Consider the following 20717-nt stretch of genomic DNA (forward strand, 5'->3'; position numbering starts at 1 on the left):
ATGTCGCCATATTGGCCGATAAGACGTTGACCGTATCTCATCGTTAAGAGACCCTATGATGGGGATTTATTCCTTATAGGTTTTCCTGGCGAAACTTATTTTGTTAATTTATTGTGTGTAAAAATAAGTTTATTTGAAATTATGTTAATATTTGATTAGTTTTATATGTCGAATATAGTTTTTGTAAATATTTGATTGTTTTCATGAAATTTAAGCTTATATGATGTATAGACCGTTACTTTTTTTACTATCTTTTTTCCTTCTTTCAGTTGTTGGTTGCAAAAAATCAGAAGAAGACGACACCGTTTCTGGCATGAGCATTTTGTTTTCGGACAATAACCATGCGGTAAGGGGAAAGGTGAGCTATGATTATACGATGGACAATTGTGGTAATATCAATCTTATTACGGGTGTTAAAGAATCTGACGGAAATTACTCCGAACTAAAGCTCACTTTGCTTCATAATGGTGCATTGGCGAAGGCACAGTATTTTAAGCAGAATTCTTCGAATAACGGTCACTATTTTGCGCCACATCTTCAAGCTGAAAAATCTTTTCAAATCTCCGATTTTAAATACGACAAATCTGGCGGACATTTATCATTTTCCTTTAAAGGCAAAGTTTATAAAGGAAGTGGACAAGATGACGAACGAATATTGACAGGTAATGTGGATCTAACTGCCATTGAATATGTCCCATGTAAAGGATTGATCCTTGATGTGATGACCGAAAACCCTTCTTTCAACTTTTTCTCCATGTATTCCTCTGCCGGTACGACAACTAGCGGCCTTGGTACGGCGAATCAGTATATTCAGTATGCATACAATGTTCACTCCAACGCTGGGCAGTATATGAGTTTGAGACTTGACAGTGATATCTCAGAGCTCGTAAATAAAGAAATGGTATTTGACGATAGTAATGAAAAGCTCGGTGTAAAATACTGGGAATATCAAGGACCATTTATGCTAGCAGAATCCTATGGATATATTGATCACAACTGGAAACGCTTTCAAACCCGAGGAAAAATTACTGGTATACACAGAACATTTGGTGAACGATCGGTAGAACCGTATTACCAAGGCCTGATCATTATGGATATTCTCAATGAAAGCAGAGTGGTGAAGGAAGATGTTGAGATACCATTCTATGTGAAATCCCTTAAATAGGCATCCTTTGCTAAATTTTATGTAAACAGAATTTATCCTGGGCTCATTTTACTAACTGTTGGAAAGGCCTCTTTTTTGTTTCGTCATCCAATGTGTTTTGAATACTATTGGATTTTCACTGTACGACGCCAATTTTTATGTTGGTTCTTTCTTTAGAAAGGAACTTGTTGCCCGTTTTGTATCATAAGAACAATAACCGATCTGAAATAGTTTTAGAAAAATTATGTATTTTACATTGTGTGTTATTGCTGTAGTGCATATTACCGAAAGTGATTTTCCGATGGAACTAAAATTTCTTCTATTCTTTTTGAGCGTAAGCTTCTTCTTTTGTTCTTGCAAGAATAAGAGTTTAACAAATTCTATTTGGAAAAATTGTGGTGATCATGTTGGTTTACAGGATATTCTTGTTTTCAACGGTACCTACAATTTCGTGCGAAATGACACGGTGTATAATAGGCTAAGTATCGACACGCCCATTGCAGTAATTGATAGGATTGATACTTATTATGGCGAAAGGAGATTATATCTAAAAAGACTTTCTGATCATAAGACCTATAGATTTTGTGAGCAATAATCAACAATGTTAAAATGTTTTAATCCATTTATGCAACGACCAGCTGCCGAATGATTGGTTTATTATGAATATTAATTTATTGTAAATGAAATTAATTTTTTTTGAAAAATGTATTCATATTTATTAGTTTTATAGGTGAAAATATCAATTTGTTCTTTGCCCATTTAAACTATATTTTTATTCGGGTTCATCTGTGAACAAGAAAGTCATAAATTAAAGCGTTTTATTATTATATTATACTTATTGATAATCAATTTTATTTGAATGATGAGTCGGTGCTATTTAAAATCTGCTGTATTAGCCTTTTTATATTTTTTTATTTATCCTGTTGTAGCACAGCAAGCTACATTTCCGCAAAAAAATGATTATTTGCATTTGCTAGAGCGTGCAGTACAAGAAAGGAAGCCGATGTTCTTGGTGGTCCATCAAAGGGATGAACAGTTTGTACCTTTTAAAGGAACTGTTTCCAAGAAAGCAAAAGACATCCTCAGTACGCAGTTTGTTTCGGGAATCGTGCAAGTCGATCGTGATGATTTTAATCATCCACTGGCTCAAACATTTCAGATGAATGATCCATTTTATCTTTTTACCGATAAAGATGGGATACCTTTATTGCGCCACGATAAAGCAGTTGATGGCACAATTGAGTTGGAACGTCTCATTGATTCGGTCGCTACGCTTGCGAAGGGTGAAACACTGGGTAAGCTTACCGCGCAATATCGCAAGGGGATGCGCCAACAGTCTATATTGACAAAGATGCTTCAACGGTATCAGGCATTTGATCAATATACAGATCAACAGGTATTGAACGATTACTTATCACAGTTGACTATAGAACAGTTGAATAATTTTGAGACTGTTACATTTCTGTTAAGCTGCGGGCCAGTATATAACAGTAAGACCTATCTCTTGGCACGTACCAATGGTAAAATGGTCGATAGTTTGTATTCCAGTTTGCCTTTGCCCGTACGCAAAAAAATAAACAATAGAATCATACAGCGGACATTTCGGGAAGCCCTCGATAAGAAAGATTTTTCTTTAGCCCAGCATATAGGTTATTTTACTTATCAGACCTGGACATCGAATTATTTACGTGGCGCCGCTTCACAAGATTACTATCCCTTGGAGTACAAACGGCTTATGAAAGATACAGTCGCCTATATTCAGATGGCACGCCGCTTTTATAATGACCGTTTCTATCGCATTGATCCTGACTCCATAGCTCGTATAGACTTCGTGCAAGACCATCAAATAAAGTTATCACGAAAAGGTCCACTATTGGACAGTGCGCAAAATGCGGCCTTTAAACAGTGGATTGGTAAAGGACGTCAATATTATCAGGGCGACCAAGCCCGTAACCTGAACTATGGAGCCCAACAGATTTTGGCTTTCGCATGGAATAGTCCTGATGCTTTATTTGACGCTATCCGTTGGCAAACGAAAGCAATTGGTCTGAAACCCGATATTGCCCAATACCATCATACATTGGCTTTACTGTTGTATCGGGTGAGTTTTTACGCGCAGGCAGAAGCAGAGCAGGAGAAGGCGATTTCTTTATCCAAGCTCAATAAAGGGCGTCACAAAGAAATGCAGGCGGTATTGAAGCAGATCCGGTCTAGACTATTGTGATTTGGCGCCCTTTGGCGCGGGCGTTGTATGTAATCGAATCGGAAGAGAATACTTGACACGTACAGGTAGGCCAAACTGATACCCCGGAGTCCATTTTTTTGCTTTTTGAAGCACTTCAATACCATTAGCTGCGGTACCATAGCCTAGGTCATTGATTACCTCAAATTCATTTGGTATCCCTGTTTTTTCAATGACAAAATCAATGAGTAGCTGCCCCGATACCCTCGCCTGTAAAGCCTCCTTCGGATATTTATAATTCTGCGCCACAAACATCATCAGTTTTTGTATGCCGCCAGGATATTCCGGCTGGACTTCGCGTTGTGTATAGGGATGTAAGTTCCCTGCACTGTCTGTGGTAATTCCTTTACTTAGGACACCATTTTCATACCATTCCTCAAACCTGTTTTTGCTACTACGAAATGTACCTTCCCAACGTCCTTCACGGACTCCATTCATGTATTGGCCCTTTTCGCTGCCCTCTTTATTTTTGAATTCAAATGTGCCATTCCCATCACTTATCTGTACACGTCCTGTAGAATCCGCATAATAGATTAGACGGCTATTACGGTCCACGAAAAGAAATTCGTTCGGACTTCTCTCAGATCTAAAGAAAAGTCGGGTTTCTTTTAAATGACCATTTTTATGGTATCTTTTGAGAGTATCACTCAATTTATTATCGTTATATCCGGCCGAAGTTGCGAGGTTTCCATTTTCATAATAGGTTTCCACTATACCCTCTAGGTGTAATTTTCGGGGATCAGCTATTTTAGTCCACCCATGACGTTTTAAGTTGCCATTAAGATAATAATCATTTAGTTCGTAGAGTCCCATTTCGTTAGGTTTCAATCGGATGATACTGGTGTAAGCGGCCGAGTCTTTGCGTGCTGTATACCCCCCATTTTTTTTAATATAAGTGACAATGGTTTCTTGTGCTTTTAATGAAGTCGCGAAGCAGATGAAGATGAGATAGATGAAGCATTTATATGGATTAAACAAATCGAGTTTCATATGGTTAATTTATGTCTATTTCTTCTCAAATATACATAAGTTTTTATTTAAATTAATATTGTTTCATTTGTTAATTCGTTATCTTCTCTTGTGACTACCCAAAGTTTTCCTGTTTTATCTAAATCGTTACTTCCTAGGTTTTTTATAAGTTTGCCTTTTAAAGTTAAAAATTATAGTCTATTCCAACGCTTATGTACCGAGGCAGTAGCCGGTATTCGGTGGTAGAGCGCGAGATGTCTGTGAGCAGCGCATTTCTGAAAGACCGGGTGTTGAAGATGTTTTTGGCCGTAATGTCAAACCGTGTTTTGTATTTCTTGAGATCGTAAAATACTGAAAAATCCGAAAAATAATACGTTTGGGCTTTTTGTTGAGGCATGGCTCCAAAGCGATAAGATTCGTTCTTGAGGCTGAATTGCAGATTGTCGCCAAAGCGCAAGAAGAGATTTAAAAAAGCTTGGCCATTTGTCAAGGTATTTGTCTCACCTTCCATGCGGTAGCTGTTGGTCTGTAGACTATACCCCGTATACATATTGAAGTAGGATTTCCACGAACTTCTGAACGAAAGCCCATAGTCATATCTGTTTGTGCGGATTTGCCTGCGGCCCAAGCCGACGACCATGTTTTCATAATCAACCGTGTTGAAGCCCACATCCAATCGTAAATTTCCGTTTAGGGATTTCACAAAATAGTTGAGCTCGGCCTTAGCATAGCACAGGGTTTTGTCTTGGAGCAAGCGCTGTTGCATGAGGTTAAAATTGGGGTGGAGGTCGTTTTCCGTACCAATATAATCAAACAGGATCTGATTCCCGATTTGTATGTTGGCAAAAAAGCGGTCGCTCATATTACCGTAGGTGTATAGAAGTGTTGCGCCCGAACTGCTCAAAGTAGCTATGTTATCCATCCCTTTGATAAAATTGCGTATACCGGTGGTGTAATAGTTGGGTATTAGGTCGGTAAGTTTAGTATTCTGTTGTTGAAAAAACAAATCAGTTTCCAGCCGTCCTTTGTAGTGTATGGCCCATTTTGCTGATAGGCCGGGCGAGAGTTGGAGATTGTTTTTGCGTTTTTGTTCCTCAAAATTAATCAGCCTGCTATATACCATACCTAATTGCAGGCGAGGAGTCACTTCCCAGTTGCGTTGTTTTACCGTGTATTTAGAAATAAAATTAGTCTGAAACAAGCGGAGGGTCATTTCATTGGCATATTCTGGTGGGTACGCCACTGTTTTATGCTCCGTTTCGGGGCCGGGGAGTAGCCGCAACTGCGTGTTGAGCTTTTGCTGTTGATAGGTTGAGCTCAATCCCAGCTCGAAAAAATTGCCGTTTTGCTGCCGGCTTATATAATGCGTGGTAGCTCCCAGATAGCGCAGATTGTTGTCTATATGCTGTTGTACTCCGCTTACCGAGTCGGGACCGAAAAGGTCTTGGTAATAATATTGATTGATGCTATAATCAACCGGCGACTGCTGGTTGATAAAGCGGATGGAGCTGACCAGTGCCTTCCGCTCCGACAGCTTGTAGCTGTACGTTAGGTTGTGGTTAGTCAGATAGCCTTTGTTTTTGGTGGTTTCTAAGCTGGTGATGTTATTAAAAAGCAGGGTCCCCAGCTCATTGCTGTTCAGAGAGCCCAGTGTGCCAGTATAGTTAAGTGTCGTATGAGGGCTGGGTTCGTATTGCAGTTCCAGTTTGGTGAAATAATTGTCGATTTTGCGGGCAAAAGCATAGTCTTCAGTGATGGTAAACTGAATGTCTTCCAGGTTGTACTCCTGCACCGTATTGCGGTAAAAAGACTTTTTGGTTGGGTTGGCAAAGCCTATCCATTTGATTTTGAATGCAGATGTAGGATTTAAAATCGTATTTAATGAAATAAGCTTATCGTTGTTGAAATTCGTGCGCCGATAATCGAAATTGGGTAGATTGGGTGTATTATCGATCAAGGTTGGCGTGCTTATATCCATGCCAATCTGCCCGGGTTCGTTGGCCGAACCGGATTGAATAAGGTAGTTGATGCTGCTTACGGCGTCGTAACCATTGTTGTTGGCGCTCGCCAGCAGGTAATATTTGTTGCGCTTGCCAAAATTCATGAGGTTGGCGCTAGCCTGGTAATATTTTGGGCCTATTGGTGAGCCTTGTAACCCTACCGAGCCGAGCCATTGATTTTTGCTATCGGCTTTCAGTTGCAGGTTAAGGGCTACTTTGTCCGAGTTTTCGATGCCTTTTAATTGTTTGTTGTTGGAATAGCGCTGCAGTACCTGAATTTTTTCCAGCGGTTGCACGCTCATATTTTGTGTGAGCAGGCGGTAGCCCTTTTCAAAGAAGTCGTCACCTTCGACCATGACCTTTTCCACCTCTTTGTTGCCAATCTTGATGCTGCCATCTGTACCTACGTTAATCCCGGGGATTTTGCGTAGCAGGTCTTCTACATTGCGCTCATCGCCTTGTAAAAAAGAGTTCACCGCCAGTTCGATGGTATCTCGGCCATTTCGGTAGGGTTGCTTGGCATGTACAATCACTTCTTGTAAGCGCTGTACACCGCCGGGGCGCATTTGCACGTCAATAAGAGTGTCAGCTTGTGCTGGAGCAATAGTCAGGCTAAGCGGTTCAGCGCCAAGTGATTTGAACTGCAAAATGAATTTTCCGCTTTGTGTGGTTTGCAAACGGTAATTTCCCTGGCCATCACTAAAGGTGTAGGTCAGCATTCGGGAATCGGCGGCAAAGCGCAAATCAATACGTACACCGCCTAAAGGCTCACCTTCGGCGCTGACCTTACCATGTATAGCTACCTGTGCCTGCCCAAATATAGGCAATAGACATAGGACAAGCCATCCTATTCTATGCTTAATTTTTTTCCCACTCATATACTTGTTCTACACTGCCACGAACTTTTTTGCGCTCTACGGTTACGCCTTCCATCAAGGGCATTTTGCTCATCATCATGCGCATCCGCTCCTCGGTTTCTAAATCTTCTTTTTTTATGTAGCTCTCTAAGCTGAGTTTGGGCAAGGTATTTATGTATTTTTCGTTAACGGGCACATCGCCTGTGTAGGGGTAGTCAATTTCTTTAAGCAACCAATAGTGCGGGTTGGCGCCTTCATTATATAGCATGACGATAAGACCGGGCAAGCCACCAAATTTGTAAGGCCCGGCAGGTACCGGAATATCGTTCGTATAGTAGGCGACTAAGGTGGTACCACGGTAGGTGGCGGTGGCCTTGTGGCATATATGTTTGCCTAGGGTATCTACGTCAGTGAAGTTGGTGTTCCACGCTAAGGGCGGAAGCTCGTCGTTAACGAGGTAGTTGCTCCCTTTTAGCGAGCGGGTTTCGAGCAGTTGCGTCGCATTGTTTTTTTTGATGACAATGTTTCGGTAGATTTTGCCCATATCTAGGGTGACCGACATACTGCCGCTTAGTTCCTCATCATCACCATTGCTAGTAGCCTTGGACATGGGCTGTGGTAGCGAATCGCGAACGGACGTTTTTGCCCCGTCCTGAAAATAAACCTCTTCCCGAAAAGTTGCCATGGGCGATGGCAGGTATTCGTACACTGCCTTTAGTTTTTGGCCATAAGAAACTGCTGTGGCCAATAAGAATACAAAGAATAAAGAATATTTGTACATGGTCGTTGGATTGGAGAAAGCGAGGCCTTAGCCCCGCTTAAATTTTTACATTTGTAATTCAATTGAAATATAGTTCTCAGACTATATCCCTAGTTCGCCACTTGCAAGCATATGTCTATAAATCGTTCTGCAGTTGGCGAAGAATCCTGAACAGGAATTTTCTACGTAAGTTTGCGAAGTGAAGGTGTCAATCACTTGGCCGCTGCTATTGTAAACATTTAGGGTATAAACACATTTTGTCAACATGCTTTTGCTTTCCTTTGACGCTTCGGTAACTTTAACCTTAGCGTTGTTTTTAGCTAGCTTGTAATTGGTTGTTTTTACATTTGCATTTTCTTTAGAAACTTTTGCACCTGTTCCGGCAAATGCCGCAGTTGATAACGTAGCTACTGCGAGCAGACTCATGACTAATTTTTTCATTTTTTTATATTTTTTTGTTTAACCATACATGCCTTTTTGGGACATGTTTTAATTATCTGGTAATAAAAGTAGGACAAGGAAACGAATTGATTTTGGCCGTTTGGTATTCGCAAAGGTTGAACTATTATTCGCCCTTACTTATTCGATTTTTAGTTTTTGTTAGACCCTTAAAGCATTGTACATATCCGAACAGTATGTTTAAAAACTGTTCGTATGCGCACATTTCCATTTTAGAAGAAGCTATTGAAAAGCTCATTATAGAGTCCAGGAGGCATAAATAAGTTCATTGGGGCGACCATCCCACGTCGCGGTATGTGGCTTTTACTTTTAATGATATGGAGACAGTCGGTTGTCAAAGAATTGGGAATCCTACAACGAAGGTGATCTTCAAAAGGGACTATTTCAAAGAGACATCACATTCATATAATAGAAGTGGAAATATGTTGGATGATGTAATTAATCTGCTGTTGGTTGATCCATTCCGATTGTGGGAAACCAAAGTTTAGTTAGTCTGGACTTTTTAACACACAAAAATCCCCTGTTTGTACAAAAATGAACCATTTCTGAACAAATCAATACCATTAGCCTAATGGAGGATAGCTACTTTTGTTTACCGCCCAGATAAATTAACAGTGATTGAAACAAAGTGTTAACGTATTAACATGAAGAAGAAAGCTGATAATACGGGCACTAAATAACCAGCTAATGTATGAGAAAATAGCGGGCTTAAACGTATACTATATACGAGCGAGGTAGCTTCGTGATTGGATTTCTAAAATACGATAAATAGAGAGCGGTAGAGATAACGACCTTCTCAGAGATGGAATAACAAATAGACAGATGATATTGAAAAGAATACCTAAAATTATTTTATTAGCCATATTATGCGCTTCTGTGTTGCTTGGCTTTAGTCAAAAAGATAGCGGTCAGAATGACCTGAGCAATGGCGATTATATTATTTTAAAACCCAAGTACGACGACCATTCGTTCCTACGCAACCCTTTAAATGGCTGGGTAATGTATGCCCCCCGTAACGCCGACGATACATATTGGGATATCGAATATTTTGTGCCGGCATTGGGAAAAAAAGTGAAGGTCATCGATTATGCTTCGGCATGTTATGTGCGTACGAGCTGGTCTTCGCTAAACCCAAGCGACGGTATTTATGCCTGGGATGACCCAAACTCAAAAATAGGAAACCTCATTAAAGGAGCACAAAAAAGAGGGTTGCCCATTGCGCTGCGTATTGTGGTAGACGGTCGTGACCAAGGTCAAAATACACCCAAATTTGTGTTTGAAGCTGGCGCCAAGTATTATCTGGAAAATAAAAAGTATCCTGATAGACAGACCCCCTATCCGCAGGATGCGGTATTTAGAAAATATTACAGCAAATTTATCACAGCTCTAGCACAAGAATTTAATGATCCTGATAAAACTTCTTTTATTGATGCCTATGGTTTGGGGAAATGGGGCGAAGCACATTTTGTAGTTTATGAAGATCCAACAATAGCAACGCCCGAAAGTACCGAAAAAATAAAGGAAGAAACGTTGGATTGGGTAACCAATTTATATGCTCAAGCCTTTACCAAGGTGCCTTTGGTTATCAACTATCATCGTTTGGTCGGTCATCCGGAAAGTTGGGGAGCTGTTAATCCAAATAGTGATCGCTTATTGGACAAAGCGATTGAGAAAGGTTATAGCCTACGCCAGGACGCTTTTGGTATGACAGGCTACTATCAGGATTGGGAAAAAGATTTTGCCAAGAAATGGAATTTCAAGCGTCCTATCATTATGGAGGGCGGTTGGATTATTGCTCCGGGTAAGCATCGTTACTGGAAAGATCCAAGTGGAAAATATAGAGAAGGGCACGATGAGGATGTGCGAAAAGGAGAATTTGACGCTTCGGCCGAAGCTCATGTCAACATGATGGATTTTAGGGCGGGAGGAGAAACCGAATCCTGGTTCAAATCCTTTGATCTCGTTCAACGGTTTAATACGGAAGGGGGATATCGCCTATATCCCCAACAGATCAAGCTGCCTAAACGTATTAAATCCGGTGCGGTAGCGCTAATTTCTCATCGTTGGCAAAATAGGGGCTGGGGCTATTTTCCTAACAATATTCCACAATGGAATTTCAAATATAAAGTCGCTTTTGCGCTTTTAGATGCCAAAGGGAATGCGAAAAAGATTTTTGTAGATCAGCAAAGCGAACCGTCTACATGGTTGAAAGGTACTGCCGTAAATTACCAACTTAACGCAAAAATAGATTTACCTGCTGGAAATTACAGCTGGGCAGTCGCTATTGTTGATACCGCAATGAAAAATAAACCAGCAATTCAGCTAGCCCTTGATGAAGCTCCACAGGTTCATGGTTGGACAAAGCTGGTAACGTTGCAAGTACGCTAACTTAAAAACCAAATTGTTGTGCTTCCCTTTCTCATCAGCACTAATAATCGCTATGAATGTATTCGGTCGATGTGCCATGTTGAAAACGAGGAAATTTAGTGAATGTGCGACTTGCATTTACAATTTTATTAAGAAGTAAACCTATTATGATAAAGCTGAGCAATCTATATTTGATATTGTCCCTGTTTTTTAGTCTGATCACCGTTAAGGTTGTCGCGCAGCAAAACATGACCAATGTGTATGGTAGGCGTGTACAATCATTAAACGGAAAATGGGACGCCATTGTAGACCTATACGACCAGGGCAGAAAAAATAAAATCTACCTGAATAAAAAACCGGAAAGCAAGACCGATTTTTATGAATATTCCTTTGATAACGGTCTACGTCTGAATGTGCCTTCGGATTGGAACAGTCAGATGCCTGAACTTAAATACTACGAAGGTACCATCTGGTATGGCCGAAAGTTTGACACAGTGAAAGAAAGCAATGGGAGATTGTTCTTATATTTTGGTGCTGTAAGCTATCGTTGCCGTATTTACCTCAACGGAGAAGAAATAGCACAGCATGAGGGCGGTTTTACGCCCTTTCAGGTGGAAATAACCGATGCGGTTAAAGAAAAGGATAATTTTTTGGCAATCGAAGTCAATAATACCCGGCAGGTAGATGCCATTCCGGCAATGGCCTTTGACTGGTGGAACTATGGCGGCATTACCCGTGATGTTTTTTTAGTAAGCACGCCAAAAGTTTTTATTGACGATTATTTTATTCAATTAGACAAAACCGAAGCCGATAAAATCAATGCTCATGTAAAGCTTTCAGATAAGCTGGCCAATTCTTCCATCACCATCGAAATACCAGAATTGCAACTTACTCAAACGCTCAGGACAGATGCTCAGGGAGAAATAAAGACATCATTTATAGCAAGGAAAATTATACGTTGGTCGCCAGCTGCACCAAAACTGTATAAGGTAAAGATTTTAAGCCAAGAGGATCAGATCGAGGAGGAGATAGGCTTTCGCAATATTGGGGTTAAGGGGGAAGATATATTTCTGAACGGCCAGCCTATTTTTCTAAAGTCCATTTCGTTTCATGAGGAAATACCGCAACGCAAAGGCCGTGCTTTTTCGCAGGCAGATGCAGTAATGCTGCTTTCAGAAGCTAAAGCTTTAGGTTGCAATATGATTCGATTGGCACATTATCCGCAAAATGAATATATCGTGCGGACGGCCGAAAAAATGGGCTTTTTGTTGTGGGAAGAAATTCCCATATGGCAGGGGATCGACTTTGAAAATGAATTGACCAAAGAAAAAGCGGGCAAAATGATGCGCGAAATGATCTCTCGAGACAAAAATCGCTGTGCCCTCGCTTTTTGGGGGGTAGCTAACGAAACCCAGCCGTCCGAACCTAGAAATAATTTTATCAGGCATTTGATAACAACCTGCAAAAGTATCGATACCACCAGACTGATTACCGCCGCTTTTGATTTGGTCCGTTTTCAAAAAGAGAAACAGGTATTTGTCATGGACGATCCTTTTGTTAACGAATTGGATGTAGTAGCCGTTAACAAATATATGGGCTGGTACCATCCCTGGCCAATCACCCCTGATAAAGCCAGATGGGAAGTGGCAAGAGGAAAACCGTTAATTATTTCTGAATTTGGGGCAGAGGCGTTGTACGGCAAGACCGGCGATGCAGATGTTGTCAGTTCATGGAGCGAAGATTACCAAGCAACCTTGTATAAAAATAACCTCGAAATGTTTAAGCATATTCCAAACCTGCGCGGAACTTCGCCCTGGGTACTTTTTGATTTCCGTTCGCCATTCCGTTTTCATCCGATCAACCAAGATGGCTGGAACCGCAAAGGATTAGTATCAGATCAAGGCTACCGAAAAAAAGCCTGGTTTTTAATGAAGGAATATTATGATAATAAATAAGACCTCAATCCTTGCACTTCCAAAACAGAACCTAAAGAAGATTATCACAATGACACTTGTTTTTTCATCGTTGCGTACAAAAATATTTAATAAAAGAATGAAAGCACATAAAAAATCGAATCACAAAATGGACGAATACAAGGTAAGTATATACAAATACGCTAAGATGCTATGCTTACTGGGGCTCTTCGTGCAAGCAACCCTATTAAGAGCGCAAGATGTCATCGATTTATCGGGTGCTTGGGGTTTCCAGACCGATGTCATGGATTTCCGTAGAGGTTCGTTGTCGCCGCGCTATAATCACGTTTTACAAGAAACGATCAAACTTCCTGGCATTACCGACGATTATCAGATAGGATATAAAAATCCGTATAAATACATTGACCGTCTGACCCGAAAATACGAATACATGGGGCCGGCATGGTACCAACGGGATATCGAAATCCCTGCCGACTGGAAAGGTAAAAAAATATTCCTATATTTTGAACGCACCCACTGGTTAAGTTCAATTTATGTGGATACCAAAGAAGTTAGCAGCATCGATTATGTAAGTGTACCCCACAACCACGATCTTACAGCATTTGTAAAGGCCGGAAAAACGCATCGAATTACAGTCTGTATCGATAATAGGTTTCAGTATAATACCCATAAGTGGAACCATGCACATACCGAATTTACCCAAATTAATTGGAACGGTATCTTAGGAGAGATGAAATTAATGGCCATCGATCCGGTTTATTTGGAAGACCTTCAAGTTTATCCCAACATAACTGATCATTCCATAAAGGTAAAATTACAGGTAAATAATGTGACTAAAAAACAGGTAAAGGGCAAGGTTTCCTTTGCTATCGCTGGCACAAACTACAGCCTTAAAAATGAAATCGCATTAGTAAGTACCGATTCGATCACGTATGTGGAGACGAATATTCCCTTGGGTAAACAGATTAAACTGTGGGATGAGTTTAACCCCAATCTCTATCGGATCAGCTGTCAGTTGAATACCTCCGACGGCAAAAATAGCTACCGAAATGAAAAATCGACGACCTTTGGTATGCGTGAAGTGAAACAAGGGAAAAACCATGTGTTGCTCAATAATCGCCCTATTCATTTACGAGGCAACGTAGAAAATGCAGTGTTTCCAAAAACAGGACATGCTCCGCTCGATGATGCCTCTTGGGAACGGATTATGGTGCTGATGAAGGAATACGGAATGAACCATTTACGTTTCCATTCCTGGTGTCCCCCTGCGGCGGCCTTTCGCATGGCAGATAAACATGGAATTTACTTTGAGGTGGAGATGCCCATGTGGGGCAAAGATGCGGAACCTGACGAAGCCAGATATAACTTCTTCCGTAGGGAAATTAAGGCTATTTTGAAAGAGTACGGCAACCATCCTTCGTTTATTTTGTACTGTAACGGCAATGAAATTACCGGCAACTTCGATTTTATCGAAGAACTGACCGCCGAAGGCAGAAAAGCTGATCCACGACATTTATATAGCGGTTCTACGGCTAGAACACGGGTCAAATCGGATCAATATTACGTATCCCAGCAGACCAACAAGGGGCCTGTAAAGGTTTACGAAGGTCTACCCGGTACCGACTGGGATAAGAATATGGAATCTGATGTAGATGTTCCTGTGATTTCGCACGAATCGGGACAACGATGTATCTATCCGAATTTTGATGAGATAAAGAAGTATGCCAACAGCCCCGTTGAAGCGCGCAATTTTGAAGTATTTAAAGATCTGCTGCAAAAAAATGGCATGCTGGATCAAGCGAACGATTTCTTTCGGGCATCTGGTGCACTGACCGTACTGGAGTACAAGGCCGTGATCGAAGGCTTGTTGCGCTCCGGTAAATCGGCAGGCTTCCAGCTCTTGTCAATGAACGATTTTCCTGGACAAGGGTATGCTCCCGTAGGAATCTTCGACCCATTCTGGGACTCTAAAGGGCTGGTTACCGCCGAAAAATTCAGGGAGTTTTGTGCGCCGACAGTCGCTCTATTGCGATACGATAAAAGTAGTTATTTCAATACCGAAACATTTAAGGGAAAAGCCGAGGTCTATAACTTTAGCAATTCAGCCCTTGAAAATGCCAAAATTAAATGGTGGTTGACCGATACAGCGGGCAGAGTATTGCAAAAAGGATCGCTGAAAAAGCAAACCATTGCCAACGAACATGTATCGCCAGTGGGTGAATTTGAGATTCCCCTAAAAAACATCAGCAGCCAGAAGGTTACGGTTCATCTTGCAGTTAATGATAAGATTAAAAACAGCTGGGACATTTGGGTATATCCAAAACATCAAAATCTGATGCAGTCTACAGATAAAGTATTATACACCGATATTTACGATGCTGCGGCAAAAAAACAGTTGGCTCAAGGCAAAACAGTTGTTTTTTATCCATCGCCAGCCAGCGTAAAAGGTCGAAAATCAATGTTTCATAATCATTTCTGGAACCCCATTATGTTTGCTTGGGCACCGATGACGATCGGTAACCTGGTCCATCATGAACAGGCCATGTTTAAGGATTTCCTTACTTCGTCCCATACCGATTGGCAATGGTGGGATATCCTGAACAATGCAAAAGTAATCGAAATGCAACATGCACCACAAAAACTGCGTCCCTTTATACAGGTCATCGACAGCTACGATAACAACCAAAAATTAGGTATTGGTTTCGAAGCAAAGGTGAATGGCGGGAAACTGCTGTTGCTGGCATTGGATACAAAAACAGATATGGATAAGCGTCCGGCCACCCAGCAGTTGTTGTACAGTATTGATAAATATGTGAATAGCGATAAATTTTCGCCGCAGGTACCCTTGGACGAAACTTTTATTCAATCATTTTTAACGAAATAAGGAAGGTTTAAACGATGTTAAGAACAGTTGTATTTCCGATGATGACGTTTCTTTTAGGCCAGACCCTAATGGCACAGGAAATTATATTTGAGCGAAAAGCTCCTGTATCCCAAGTTTATAAAGAGGCGGTGGAAGCCGAAGATGCATTGCCCATGAACGATTTGAACATCGAATTTGGCTATGTGCTTTATCAGACCGAGATAAATATAGATACCGAAAGTAAAGAGCTGGAATTGGAAAACGTACGGGATTATGCCGTGGTCTATGTGGACGGCAAGTTACAGGGTACCCTGACAGATCAGGATAAAACGTTGATCATCCAAGTAGATCCGGGCAATCACACACTCCAATTTTATGTAGAGAACATCGGCCGGATCACCTATGGACCAGAAATTACGGATAATTCAAAAGGGCTGTTTGGCAACGTTACCTTAGATGGAAACAACATCCAAAACTGGAAAATGGTTCCCCTAAATGTACGCAATTACCCAATAAAGGATTTGGTGTTTGAACAAAACCCAGGCACTGATACACCCGGTTTCTATCAAGGTCAATTCGATTTCAATCATCCTCAAAATATGTATCTTAATATGACCGGATGGGGAATGGGAGAGGTATGGTTAAATCAACGGTATTTGGGGTCTTACTGGGAAGAAGAGAAGCAACAATCAATATTAATCCCATCTGAAAATCTAGTGACCGGCAAAAATGAACTTGTGATCTTTGAACTCAAAAACAATAAACAAAAGAAAATAAGTTTGTCTCCAACTCCTATTTTTAAGTAAATAGGAGTTACGGTTTTAGGATGTATCTGAAAAAGAGTAAAAAGGAACGTATGTCGAAATTTTGACACAGCCCTTTGGATAATTAAAAGAGAATCGTAGCTTAAAGAAATGCTTGTCTTAATAAAATACAGCTCGGCATTTTGACAGTAACCTAGTAAGTGTAAAAATTTTTGATTGAACTTAAACAGCTTTAGTAGGATTGGTAAATGAATAAATACAGTCTGGTCATATGTTTCATTGTTTTTTTTGGACAATCTGTTCTCGGTATTGATCTCTCGAGGTACAGATTTCACCTGATGCCCGAAACTTCGTATTACGGCGGTATACAAAGCATCGCAAAAGACAGCTTAGGGCGTATCTGGTACACCGGTCCCGATGCGCTATTCATGTACGATGGCAATAGCTTTTATCAGTTAAACGATATCGTTTCTGCGATCAAACCGAAACAGAAATGGGGATACGGTTCGTTAATCCGGGATAAAAAAGGAAATCTATTTTTAGCTTCGGGCCACGGCTTATTAAAATTTGATTACGAGCGATTTTCTTTCATAGTCGTCGTTCCGGGAAAAATCCGATCATTATGTGTACATAGTGATGGCCAGCTTTACATGCTTTCAGACAATAGTGTACTTCGTTATCATCCACAAGATGAAAAAACCGAAAGCTTTTTATTGCCCAAAGACAAGTCTTTCCAAAATATATTGAGTACCAGCGACCATGTGTTTTTAACGCAAGGCGCGATCATGTACAAAGTAGAAATGACTAAAAAAAGCCTGGTCCGGTTTGCGGATTTTGGCAGTACAACCAATCAGGTGAATGACGCGGTTGCATATCGTGGCTCCTATTACTTTTTGACACAGCGGGACGGGATCCATGTAACAGATTTGACAGGCACCTTAAAACAGAAAATTCCCGTAAGCATGGGAGGGAACCCATCTGTTTTAACCAAAAAATTGTATGTGGACCACACTGGGGTGATCTGGGTGGCTACGCAAGCCGGATTATTTCTTTATGATCCCGCCAATGGGAGCAGCAGCGCCTTGCAGATGAATCTCAACGATGCTTATTCATTGCCTAATAACTCGATATGGACAATCTATGCGGATCCGGACCAGGGGGCCTGGATAGGTACCTACGGTGGTAAAATCGCCTATTGTTCGCTTTACGACTCCAGGGTACGCTACTTTAAACCCAGTCCCGGAGGGCTAAACCATCCTATCGTCAGCAGTTTTCAGGAGGACCATCTGGGAAATATATGGATCGGCACCGAGGGGGGGAGTCTCAATTATTGGAATAGAGAAAAAGATCAGTTTAGTCGCCTTGAGCGATCGCATGGCAGTTCTTCAAGTCCCAATATGATTAAACGCCTGAAATTTGACAGGGAGAGCAAAAGCCTGTTGATTTCGGCCTACAATGGTGGTATTGGCCGTTATGATGTGGTCAATCACCTTTTCAACAGTTTCGATTTTCGCTCTCCGGAAAGCAGGCAGCCGCTCACGGTTTATGATTTTGTAAACGACAAGGAAGGTACCTGGTGGATGACAGATCCCGATAAATCATTTTTATATCGCAAGAAGCCACTGGGTCCGGTAGAAATGGTGAGCGTCATCGAGGCTACTGGGGGAAAATTGAATCTGGAAGTCGAAGCATTATATGTGAATAACCAAAATCAGCTCTGTTTAATTAGCCATCAAGGTTTTTTTGTTGTAGATGCCCATACCTTAAAGGTGTTGAAGCATTACTTGGTCAAAGATGCCTCCTATTCTGCAAATTACCTGTGCAGTTATACACTCACCTCGAATGGCGAAGTCTGGTTGGGAACATTGGGCAAAGGTGTAAATGTGCTCAAAAAAGATGGAACATACATCAATTATAGTGCAAGTAGCGGATTTCCGGCGAAAATGGTATTTGGCCTATTAGAAGATAACGCCACGAAAAATGTCTGGTTAAGTACCAGTGATGGTCTTTATTGTTTCGATCGGAAATCCAAAAAATTTGAGAAAGCCAGGTTCTACCAGGAAAATAAGATTGGTTCGTTTTACATTCATGCCGCTTACAAGACATCCAGGGGTGAAATGCTGTTTGGTGGCACCAATGGATTTCTGCTGTTCGACCCCGCATACCTCAATAAAAATATGCAAAAGCCAAAAGTGTTTTTTACAGGATTTTTGGTCAACAACAAATTAGTGAAACCAGATGAAGGCTCGTCAATTTTAGCCAAAGATATCAGTAGCCTTTCCAATCAAAAAGAAGATCAGATAAGGCTCTCCAGTAACCAGTCTAATGTCGAAATCAAGTTTTCAGCAAATAGCTATCTTTCAGCGGATAAGAATCAGTTTGCGTACCGGATGTTGGGACTTGGCGAAGAATGGCAAATTAGTCATGCAGGTCAGAAATCTGTACAGTTTCTCAATCTCCCGGGCGGAGATTATACCTTCGAAATCAAGGCTTCCAACAATGATGGGCAGTGGGGCGATCAAATATCGCGATTGTACATCCACATTGATCCGCCATTTTTCTTGTCCTGGTGGGCCTATTGTTTCTATGCGGCACTTGTTTTTGCCCTGCTCTTTTTTATTATGCGGTATTACAGCAATAAAAGAGTGTTTAAGGAGCGTTTGGCACTTGAGCGTTTAAAAGAACAGAATATGCAAGAGCTTAGTCAGGCGCGTACGGACTTTTTTACCAATATCTCGCATGACTTAAAAACACCGCTAACGCTGGTTTTACAACCACTTAAACAACTCAAAGAAACAATTGTGGCCAATGATACTGCTTTGGTTTACATGGATTTAATAGAGCGGAATGTCTCCAGAATACAGCGGATGATCAGCCAATTACTACGTTTTCGCGAAATCGAAAGCCAAAAAATTACACTCAATCCGCAAAATGGCGATTTTATCAACTTTGTAAAGGATATATTTGGCCTATTTGAACTCTATGCCAACAAAAAAGGCGTTGAAACCAATATTTCGGCGCATAAGGACAGTTTATATGTTGCCTTTGATTATGATATTATCGAGAAAATATTGACTAATCTTTTCTCCAATGCTCTAAAGTACACACCTGACAATGGGTATGTGGGCGTACGTATCTATCCTGCTACAGCAGAAGAAAAAGATCGGTTTTCGGTGCTAAACCCAGAGGGGACAGAATATATCTCCATCGAAGTTTTAAATACCGGCGATTGTTTTTCCGAAGAACAGATTGCAACGTTGTATACCTCTTTCAACCGGCTGTCGTCGCATAGGCCAACTTTTGAAGAAAGTTCAGGACTAGGGCTTGCCATTGTAAAAGAACTGGTAGATGTGCTTGAGGGCAAAATATGGATGGTCAATAAGACCGATAAAATTTCATTTACCATTTCCTTACCTTTAAGAAAACAGGCCGGTTCAGGCGATATGCAGTCTAACGTGTATGATTATACTGTTTCTGAAATCGACGAGATTATCACGCAGGATACAGTAATGCCTGAAAGCGGATCTATCCCTATCAAAAAAACAGATAATATCCTGCTCATTGAAGATGATCAACAGCTTCGGGTCTATCTGGAGCAGCGCCTGGCCGAAAAATATAATGTATATACGGCAAGTGACGGAGAAGAAGGCTTAACTAAAGCCGAAAAAATTTATCCGCAACTCATTATTACCGATTTGATCATGCCCAATCGCAGTGGTTTGGAAGTCTGCCGTAGCCTTAGACAAAATTTTAAGACGAGCCATATTCCTATTATCATGATTTCGGGTACCGGAGATGACAATCAGAATAAGATAAAAGCATTGGAATATGGGGCCAATGTGTTTATTGATAAACCCTTTCATGTCGACTATCTGTTGCAACAAATTGAAACCATTCTAAGAAATCAGCAGGAACTAAAAGAAAAATACAGCAAACATATTCAGGTGGATCCCTCCAATGTTACCGTCACCTCCATGGACGAGGAACTACTGATTAAGGCCATTCAGGTCATTGAAGAAAACATTGACAATGCCAGTTATTCTGTAGAGGATTTTGTGGCTGATATGAACGTGGGCAGAACCATTCTCTATCAAAAAATACATGATATTGTTGGGATGTCGATCAAAGAATTTATTTTGAACATGCGCCTGAAAAGAAGTGCTTACCTGTTGGAGAAATCGGATTTGACCGTAGCAGAGGTTGCTTACCAGACCGGGTTTAACAATGCCAAATACTTTAGCGTCTGTTTCAAAAAGCAATTTGAACTGAGCCCTTCCGAGTATAAGAAAAAGGTTTCCAGTGGAAAGAAATAAAAAGAACAGCCAATTTTGACCGATAACCCTTTCTGCTGGGAGAAA

11 protein-coding genes are annotated in these 20717 nt (G+C 41.0%); 7 read left to right on the forward strand and 4 right to left on the reverse strand.

The window, feature by feature from the left end; translation table 11 throughout:
* Window positions 1-220: 220 nt before the first annotated feature.
* Both HPC41_RS00510 and HPC41_RS00515 read left to right on the forward strand, forming a co-directional pair.
* Window positions 221-1165, forward strand: a complete 945-nt coding sequence (locus HPC41_RS00510) for a hypothetical protein (RefSeq protein ID WP_172392054.1) — start codon at window positions 221-223, stop codon at window positions 1163-1165.
* 943 nt (window positions 1166-2108) lie between these two features.
* Window positions 2109-3368: a hypothetical protein gene (locus HPC41_RS00515; protein ID WP_172392055.1), complete on the forward strand. Its 1260-nt coding sequence runs from the start codon at window positions 2109-2111 to the stop codon at window positions 3366-3368.
* Here HPC41_RS00515 and HPC41_RS00520 read toward each other — a convergent pair.
* The 4 genes from HPC41_RS00520 to HPC41_RS00535 form a co-directional block, all read right to left on the reverse strand.
* Window positions 3360-4376, reverse strand: coding sequence for an energy transducer TonB (locus HPC41_RS00520; RefSeq protein WP_172392056.1), 1017 nt, complete (start codon window positions 4374-4376; stop codon window positions 3360-3362). The two genes, HPC41_RS00515 and HPC41_RS00520, sit on opposite strands and share 9 nt — an antisense overlap.
* Before the next feature lie 163 nt (window positions 4377-4539).
* A complete protein-coding gene (locus HPC41_RS00525) occupies window positions 4540-7233 on the reverse strand; it encodes a porin family protein (protein ID WP_172392057.1) in 2694 nt (897 codons plus the stop codon).
* Window positions 7214-7993 carry a GLPGLI family protein gene (locus HPC41_RS00530; RefSeq protein WP_172392058.1) on the reverse strand — a complete coding sequence of 260 codons (780 nt, stop codon included), beginning with the start codon at window positions 7991-7993 and terminating at the stop codon, window positions 7214-7216. Before HPC41_RS00530 ends, HPC41_RS00525 begins: the two co-directional genes overlap by 20 nt.
* Before the next feature lie 81 nt (window positions 7994-8074).
* Window positions 8075-8413 carry a hypothetical protein gene (locus HPC41_RS00535; RefSeq protein ID WP_165308656.1) on the reverse strand — a complete coding sequence of 113 codons (339 nt, stop codon included), beginning with the start codon at window positions 8411-8413 and terminating at the stop codon, window positions 8075-8077.
* A gap of 840 nt (window positions 8414-9253) precedes the next feature.
* Between HPC41_RS00535 and HPC41_RS00540 the strand changes: the two genes are divergently transcribed.
* The 5 genes from HPC41_RS00540 to HPC41_RS00560 all read left to right on the forward strand — a co-directional run bounded on the left by HPC41_RS00540 (window position 9254) and on the right by HPC41_RS00560 (window position 20672).
* Complete coding sequence (locus HPC41_RS00540) at window positions 9254-10819, forward strand: DUF4832 domain-containing protein (RefSeq protein ID WP_172392059.1); 1566 nt, start codon at window positions 9254-9256, stop codon at window positions 10817-10819.
* Between the two features lie 146 nt (window positions 10820-10965).
* Complete coding sequence (locus tag HPC41_RS00545) at window positions 10966-12753, forward strand: glycoside hydrolase family 2 protein (protein WP_172392060.1); 1788 nt, start codon at window positions 10966-10968, stop codon at window positions 12751-12753.
* Window positions 12754-12850: 97 nt separating this feature from the next.
* Complete coding sequence (locus tag HPC41_RS00550; protein ID WP_246250238.1) at window positions 12851-15616, forward strand: sugar-binding domain-containing protein; 2766 nt, start codon at window positions 12851-12853, stop codon at window positions 15614-15616.
* 14 nt (window positions 15617-15630) lie between these two features.
* Complete coding sequence (locus tag HPC41_RS00555) at window positions 15631-16401, forward strand: hypothetical protein (protein ID WP_172392061.1); 771 nt, start codon at window positions 15631-15633, stop codon at window positions 16399-16401.
* A 206-nt stretch (window positions 16402-16607) separates the two neighbouring features.
* Entirely contained in the window at window positions 16608-20672 is a 4065-nt protein-coding gene (locus tag HPC41_RS00560) for a hybrid sensor histidine kinase/response regulator transcription factor (protein WP_216660610.1), read from the forward strand.
* Window positions 20673-20717: the final 45 nt, after the last annotated feature.

The sequence above is a fragment of the Sphingobacterium prati genome (assembly GCF_013167215.1).
Lineage (GTDB): Bacteria > Bacteroidota > Bacteroidia > Sphingobacteriales > Sphingobacteriaceae > Sphingobacterium > Sphingobacterium prati.

Excerpts from the sequence above, each read along its gene's own strand:
- HPC41_RS00510 (WP_172392054.1), top strand. The coding sequence starts at position 221 with ATGATGTATAGACCGTTACTTTTTTTACTATCTTTTTTCCTTCTTTCA.
- HPC41_RS00550 (WP_246250238.1), top strand. The coding sequence starts at position 12,851 with ATGAAAGCACATAAAAAATCGAATCACAAAATGGACGAATACAAGGTA.
- HPC41_RS00520 (WP_172392056.1), bottom strand. The coding sequence starts at position 4,376 with ATGAAACTCGATTTGTTTAATCCATATAAATGCTTCATCTATCTCATC.
- HPC41_RS00545 (WP_172392060.1), top strand. The coding sequence starts at position 10,966 with ATGATAAAGCTGAGCAATCTATATTTGATATTGTCCCTGTTTTTTAGT.
- HPC41_RS00560 (WP_216660610.1), top strand. The coding sequence starts at position 16,608 with ATGAATAAATACAGTCTGGTCATATGTTTCATTGTTTTTTTTGGACAA.
- HPC41_RS00555 (WP_172392061.1), top strand. The coding sequence starts at position 15,631 with ATGTTAAGAACAGTTGTATTTCCGATGATGACGTTTCTTTTAGGCCAG.
- HPC41_RS00540 (WP_172392059.1), top strand. The coding sequence starts at position 9,254 with ATGATATTGAAAAGAATACCTAAAATTATTTTATTAGCCATATTATGC.
- HPC41_RS00530 (WP_172392058.1), bottom strand. The coding sequence starts at position 7,993 with ATGTACAAATATTCTTTATTCTTTGTATTCTTATTGGCCACAGCAGTT.
- HPC41_RS00535 (WP_165308656.1), bottom strand. The coding sequence starts at position 8,413 with ATGAAAAAATTAGTCATGAGTCTGCTCGCAGTAGCTACGTTATCAACT.
- HPC41_RS00525 (WP_172392057.1), bottom strand. The coding sequence starts at position 7,233 with ATGAGTGGGAAAAAAATTAAGCATAGAATAGGATGGCTTGTCCTATGT.